Here is a 6,000-nt window from a genome sequence, read left to right on the forward strand (position 1 = left end):
CAAAAAACATTGTGAAGATGGTTTTTTTATTGGTTTCTACCTTAAAAGGTTGAAAATAAATTTCTGGGAGGAAAACAAATGAAAAAATGGTTGATAGGAATCCTAGCCAGCACGTCTCTTGCATTAGGTGGCTGTTCAATGCTGGAAGGAGCAAATGACGCACTCACATACGTAAACGAAGCGACAGACTATGTACAGGAGGCAAAAACATTTGCTGAAGAAGCACCCGAATTAGCACAGCAAGCCATTACAGATTCAAAAGCCGCAGCGGAATTTGAAACGAAACTAGAAGACATGAAAGGAGAAATTGAAAGCTTCAATGAGCTCAATGCCCCTGAATTAGCAGCTGACTTACACAACCAGGTACTAGAGCAAAATGAGAAAGCGCTAGACGGAATCAATACGTATCTAGAAAACATAGAGGGCGGAAAGTTGGATCCTGCAGCGCTTGAAAATACGGAGCTCTTTCAATCCATTCAAGACATCTCAAGCATCGTTAAACAAATTGAAGACTTGGGATTATAAATTCGTAACGAAAAGGGTATTGGATTTTAGTCCGATACCTTTTCTATATTAGCCATATTTTAGAACATAAAAAAAGCTCGTCTACAAGAGACGAGTGAAAAGGGGCATATCTATAAAAAAAGTACTGTCTTTACTATATAAGAGAAAAGTGAAAAACCGATGAAAAATTACCTTTTTATAAAATTTCTCTTAAAGAATAGTGAACAGAATGTCTGCTGTCTTTTTTTCTGTAATTCTAGTATTGTAAAGATAAAGACTTTTAATAAGGAGGAGTTTTAATGCGAATTGTGTCTCTATGCCCTAGCAACACTGAACTCATTGGTTATTTGCAATGCGAGCATTTACTTGTAGGGGTCGATAACTATTCAGATTGGCCGAACAGCGTGCAAAAATTACCGAGATTAGGTCCTGACTTGTCTATTGATATGGACTTGGTTGAGGAGCTGAAGCCGGATTTAATCTTAGCTTCTTTAAGCGTTCCTGGAATGGAGCGAAACATTGAAGAATTAAAAAAAAGGAACCTTCCTTTCGTTACGTTAAATCCTCAGTCCTTAAGTGATATTAGAAATGACCTTCTGACTGTAGGGAATTTAATTGGAGTAGGTACTTATGCAGAAAAAATTGTGCAGCGATTTGATAAAGAAATAACCTACTATAAAGAGTTAGCCCAGCGTATTATACACAAGCCCAACATCTACTGGGAATGGTGGCCAAAGCCTTTGTTTACGCCAGGTGGCTCAAACTGGCTAACTGAAATTAGTGCGCTTGCCGGAGCAAAAAATATGTTTGAAGATTACAGTGAACCAAGCGTTCAAACAACGTGGGAAGAAGTCAAAAAGAGAAAACCTCAAGCGATATGTCTTGCGTGGGTTGGGGTAGCCGAAAAGAACGTCAATAAAAAAGTGATCCAAAAACGTTCTGGTTGGGAAGAATTAAGACTGTCGGAAACGGATATACATATTTTAGAGGAGGCATTATTTTGCCGGCCATCTCCACGATTATTAGTTGGTCTTAAAAAGCTAGCTCAGCTGCTTCATCCCGCTATTTTTAAAGAGGATAAAGATGAAGATGTGCTACTATCAGTTTTAAAGGGTATGGAAGTTGACAAGCCTTAACCAACAAACTATGCTGTTACTACGAAAAGGAGAGAAAAGGAAGTGGTACATTGAAGCTAAATGACATACTCGAAACATTAACTAAGCGAAATCCAAACATTTTAGGCATGGATGAATTTTTACAGTTTGCCGTTTTGGTCCCACTTGTTCAAAAACAAGATGAGCTTCATGTGTTATTCGAAGTAAGGGCCCACCATTTGCGTAGGCAACCTGGTGAGATTTGTTTTCCTGGGGGTAAGATTGAACCAAATGATTCAACACCTCAAGATGCAGCAGTGAGAGAAACGACAGAAGAACTGGGTATTGAAAATAAAGCGGTTGAAAATGTCAAACCATTAGATTATATCGTGTCGCAATTCGGAACTATTATTTATCCGTATATCGGGGTTTTAAAAGATGATTTGCCACTACGTCCAAACCCTTCTGAGGTAGCGGAAATATTTACCGTACCCCTTTCGTTCTTTAAAGAGAATCCACCTGAAGTTCATCATATTCATTTTAAAGTAGAGCCTGATTCAACCTTCCCATTTGATGATATCATTGGAGGAGAAGATTATAATTGGCAAACACGCAAGATGGAAGAGCATTTTTATTATTATGAGAATCGTGTAATCTGGGGTCTAACTGCTAAGATTTTGCATCATTTCACCCAGTTATTAAATAAATAAAACAGGCGGTTACGACCGCCTGTTTTATTATAATGTCTTTAGAGCTTGTTCGATGTTTTTATCGCCTGCTAATAAGTCAAACGATTTTTTGTAAGTTCCTTCTTCTGTAAGGCTAGTAACCACAACCTTGGCAACGTCTTCACGAGGAATTGTTCCGCGCGTTAAGTTTGTGGCAACGTCTACTTTACCCGTACCAGCGTCGTTCGTCAATCCACCTGGTCGAATGATTGTATAGTCTAAACTACTTGCTTCTAGGATTTTGTCAGCATAGTGTTTCGCTACGTAATAAGGCTTTAAATTCTCATTCCAGTTTTCACGATGATGTGCTTGTAGGGCACTTACCATGATAAAACGATTAACTCCTACGTTTTCGGCTGCTTCAATTGATTTGGCTGCTCCGTCTAAATCAATTAGCAACGTTTTATCAGACCCGGTGCTACCTCCTGAACCGGCAGTAAAGACTACCGCATCGCAGCCTTTCATTGCTGCTTCTAATTCTTTTACCGTTCCTTCAAGGCTAGCATAGACCGCTTCAATATTTTCATTTTTTAGTTTCTCAAGCTGTTCTTCCTTACGAACCATTGCGCGTACGGTATATTGTTCATTAGCGTGTAATAGTCTTACAACTTTTTGACCGATTTGTCCATTGGCTCCAATAACTAATACTTTCATATACATTCTCCTTTCAGCTCTATTCTTTCTTTATTATTTCATACGATTCTTATGCACTCAAAAGTTATGCTTTAAACACTTTTAAAGTAAAAAAACAAAATAAATTTCATAAATAAGAAAATAAAATCATTTTAAAACGCTTTTTAACCATAAATTAGAAAAACCATACACCCTTATGACTATTTTTAGTATTTATTTGAATTTTGTTAAAAGCTCTTACATTCTTGAATACCAGGTTTCAGGGTCTAAAATGCTTCTTTTTTTTCTTTAAACTATACGAATAGAGTATATGGGACTATTGAAATTTTACTAATGAATGTTTTTTTGATATTATTCTTTGGGTCACTAATATTTTAGTAATTAAACTATTTTAATTCATTTTTTTCAATAGTTATGTTGAAAACGTAAAGGAGATATAAAGATGAAATCAAATACGATTCAACATCTAGTTGCAGAGAGAGCGATGCTATCGCCAAATAAAGAAGCATTAGTAGAAGGTGAACAACGCTATACGTATGAAATGTTTTCTAATCAAATTAATCGAATTGCAAACTTTTTAGTAAGTCAGAGGGTCACAAAAGGAGATCGAGTTGGGATTTTAGCTCGTACAACCGCTGCTTATCCAACTGTTATGATGGCAATTGTAAAAATTGGAGCTGTTGTAAGCCCGCTTAGTGAAAATATGACACCTTACGAATTAGACCACATTATTGAAAGTGGAAAGTTAAAAGCGCTCCTACATCATCGAGAATTTTCAACGGTTGTGGAAGGGGCTAAAGCAATTGACCAATTGAACTTTACGGTAGTGCTAGAGCGGGAACCTAAGTTTAGTGAACAATTCAATCAATTTTCAGCAGAAGAACCTTCATTTGACTATGAAGTAACTGAAGAAGATACGGCTTTAATGATGTTTACGTCAGGTACAACAGGGAACGCAAAAGGCTGCATGATTTCACATGGTGGCGTTCGAAAATACTTAGAAAGCGGAAGAACAGAGGATTTAATTCATGTTGAAATGCACTATTTATTTGTGCATCCATTCTTCCATATGAGCTCAATGAACTCTATGTTTCACTGCATTAAAAGCGGCGTGACAATGGTTTGTTCAGAAGAGACCGAACCAGCACGGATTTTAGACATTATTGATAAAGAAAATATTACGCTATTATTAGCTTTGCCACCGGCTCTTACGTACTTATTAGAAGAGCTCGAACAAAATCCTCGCGAAAACTTACCGTGGAAGCTAGCTTTATCAGGTGGAACAAAAGTACCTGAATCACTTATTCGTAACTTAGAAAAGCATGGTGTTACGGTAGCACAAGGTTACGGTAGTACAGAAGCTTGGGTGATCAGCGCCTGGGCACCTCAAATGAGCTGGGATAAAGTAAACTCTGTTGGAAAACCAATTGCAGGTGTTGAAGTAAAAGTAGTTAACCCTGAAACAAGAGAGGCAGTTGCAACAGGAAAAATTGGTGAAGTCCTTGTGAAAAGCCCGTACATCTTTAAGGGATACTGGGGGAATGAAGCGGCAACACAAGCTGTGTTACATGACGGCTGGTTATCTGTGGGAGATGCAGGGAAGCTTGATGAAGAGGGATTCCTATACATTGATGGTCGCTACAAAGATGTCATTGTATATGGAGGAGACAATATTTATCCAGACCAAGTAGAAGATGTGATTTTAAGCATTGATGATGTGTTGGAAACGGCGTTAGTTGGTATGCCAGATGACTTATATGGAGAAGTTCCTTACGCGTATACGGTGCTAAGAGAAGAATCTAGTGTAACAGAAACAGAGGTTAAAGAATACTGTAAAGAACGATTAACAGCTTATAAGGTTCCTGAAATCGTATTTGTACCTTCTCTTCCTAAAAACAGCGTCGGTAAAATTATGAAGAAAAAAGTAAAAGAGCTAGCTTTAGCTCATGCTTAAAAAATAAACAAAAAAAGCGGTATAATCACCGCTTTTTTTGTTTATTCGCTTAATGTTTTTGAAAGTTTCTGCATAATATGAATGTATTGTGAACGCTCTTCATCTGTCAGATGAGATAAAATACTGAGCCAAAAATCCGTACGCGTTTGCTGTAACGTTTCCACAACGTCTTTTCCTTTTTCAGTTAGCTCAATCCATACGCTGCGACGATTCTTCTTTTTATAAATGCGCGTTACGAGCTGTTCATCTTCGAGTTGATTTAACACAATGGTAATGGCACCTGGGGAAAGGCCCAGTACTTTTGTGATATCGCTAACAATACAGTTTTCTTTATCATAAACAGTTTTTAAGATTGTCTCTTTTGTAGGTGTAAGGTGGTAGGGAAGTAAATCATACTTTTCACCGATCACAGCGTTTCGATACTTCACTAGCGCCTCTTTAATTTGATCAATGCTTTCTAACTGTTCTTTCACATTTTCTTTGTTATACTGCGTCAATCTGTGGAGCCTCCTCTAGATTCATACATTTGTACTAATTATTATAACATGTGTAAAGCTTTTGTATAAATGAAAGACCTTCTCTATTTGTGACAGTTTGATGAAGTCTAGATAGAAAAAAGTTAAATTTAATTTCCAAAATTCGTTAAATTATTATTTATTTCGTGCTATTATGATAGTATCAATAGCGCTTTCAGACAGATGTTTCGTTTCAAAAAGGGGTGTGTAAATGATTCTGGCTTTTCTCAGTCTTTCCTTTTCTTCTTAAAAATATTTAATTTTTGATAGACGAATATTTCTATATTTTTATATAATATAGTGAAACATACATATTTTTAAAGGCTGTTTTCGTATAGATTGTTGCTAAGAGAGGCATCCTATATAATAGAATAAAAGGTTGAATAGGGGTGTTACTAATGGCAATGGCTTGGCACGATATTTACAAAGACTTTTATACTCTTTCAAAGAATGAACAACTGGAAATGTTTAAAGCAATTAAGCAAGATTTATTTCCAGAACCAAAGAATGACATTTCTAAAATGGTTGGCGAAGTTCGTGAAACACGCTTTTCAAATGGATTAGCGTGTATT

At 36.8% G+C, this 6,000-nt stretch carries 6 protein-coding genes and 1 pseudogene; 5 read left to right on the forward strand and 2 right to left on the reverse strand.

Translation table 11 applies throughout. The annotated features are described in order from the left end of the window. Nucleotides 1-78: 78 nt before the first annotated feature. From A2U94_RS03205 to A2U94_RS03215, 3 genes are all read left to right on the forward strand, one after another. The gene (locus tag A2U94_RS03205; RefSeq protein WP_025911056.1) at nucleotides 79-525 is read left to right on the forward strand and encodes a DUF6376 family protein; all 447 of its coding nucleotides are present in this window, start codon (nucleotides 79-81) and stop codon (nucleotides 523-525) included. Between the two features lie 278 nt (nucleotides 526-803). After that, entirely contained in the window at nucleotides 804-1,640 is an 837-nt protein-coding gene (locus A2U94_RS03210; RefSeq protein ID WP_025911054.1) for a cobalamin-binding protein, read from the forward strand. 50 nt (nucleotides 1,641-1,690) lie between these two features. After that, entirely contained in the window at nucleotides 1,691-2,308 is a 618-nt protein-coding gene (locus tag A2U94_RS03215; RefSeq protein WP_025911052.1) for an NUDIX hydrolase, read from the forward strand. Between the two features lie 27 nt (nucleotides 2,309-2,335). Here A2U94_RS03215 and A2U94_RS03220 read toward each other — a convergent pair whose 3' ends face one another. Next, nucleotides 2,336-2,980, reverse strand: a complete 645-nt coding sequence (locus tag A2U94_RS03220) for an SDR family oxidoreductase (protein ID WP_025911050.1) — start codon at nucleotides 2,978-2,980, stop codon at nucleotides 2,336-2,338. Between the two features lie 421 nt (nucleotides 2,981-3,401). On the opposite strand from A2U94_RS03220, the gene A2U94_RS03225 reads away from it, so the two are divergent. Beyond that, nucleotides 3,402-4,913 (forward strand): class I adenylate-forming enzyme family protein, encoded by a 1,512-nt coding sequence (locus A2U94_RS03225; protein ID WP_035321184.1) that lies wholly within the window; start codon nucleotides 3,402-3,404, stop codon nucleotides 4,911-4,913. A 41-nt stretch (nucleotides 4,914-4,954) separates the two neighbouring features. Here the strand turns inward: A2U94_RS03225 and A2U94_RS03230 are convergent, their stop codons facing one another. Further along, nucleotides 4,955-5,410 (reverse strand): MarR family winged helix-turn-helix transcriptional regulator, encoded by a 456-nt coding sequence (locus A2U94_RS03230; protein WP_025911047.1) that lies wholly within the window; start codon nucleotides 5,408-5,410, stop codon nucleotides 4,955-4,957. A 416-nt stretch (nucleotides 5,411-5,826) separates the two neighbouring features. On the opposite strand from A2U94_RS03230, the pseudogene A2U94_RS21035 reads away from it, so the two are divergent. Next, nucleotides 5,827-6,000 (forward strand): annotated as a pseudogene (locus A2U94_RS21035) (IS1595 family transposase); the annotation flags it as partial.

Source organism: Bacillus sp. VT 712, from assembly GCF_001614195.1.
GTDB lineage: Bacteria > Bacillota > Bacilli > Bacillales > Bacillaceae_H > Priestia > Priestia flexa.

Excerpts from the sequence above, each read along its gene's own strand:
- A2U94_RS03205 (WP_025911056.1), top strand. The coding sequence starts at position 79 with ATGAAAAAATGGTTGATAGGAATCCTAGCCAGCACGTCTCTTGCATTA.
- A2U94_RS03210 (WP_025911054.1), top strand. The coding sequence starts at position 804 with ATGCGAATTGTGTCTCTATGCCCTAGCAACACTGAACTCATTGGTTAT.
- A2U94_RS03220 (WP_025911050.1), bottom strand. The coding sequence starts at position 2,980 with ATGAAAGTATTAGTTATTGGAGCCAATGGACAAATCGGTCAAAAAGTT.
- A2U94_RS03225 (WP_035321184.1), top strand. The coding sequence starts at position 3,402 with ATGAAATCAAATACGATTCAACATCTAGTTGCAGAGAGAGCGATGCTA.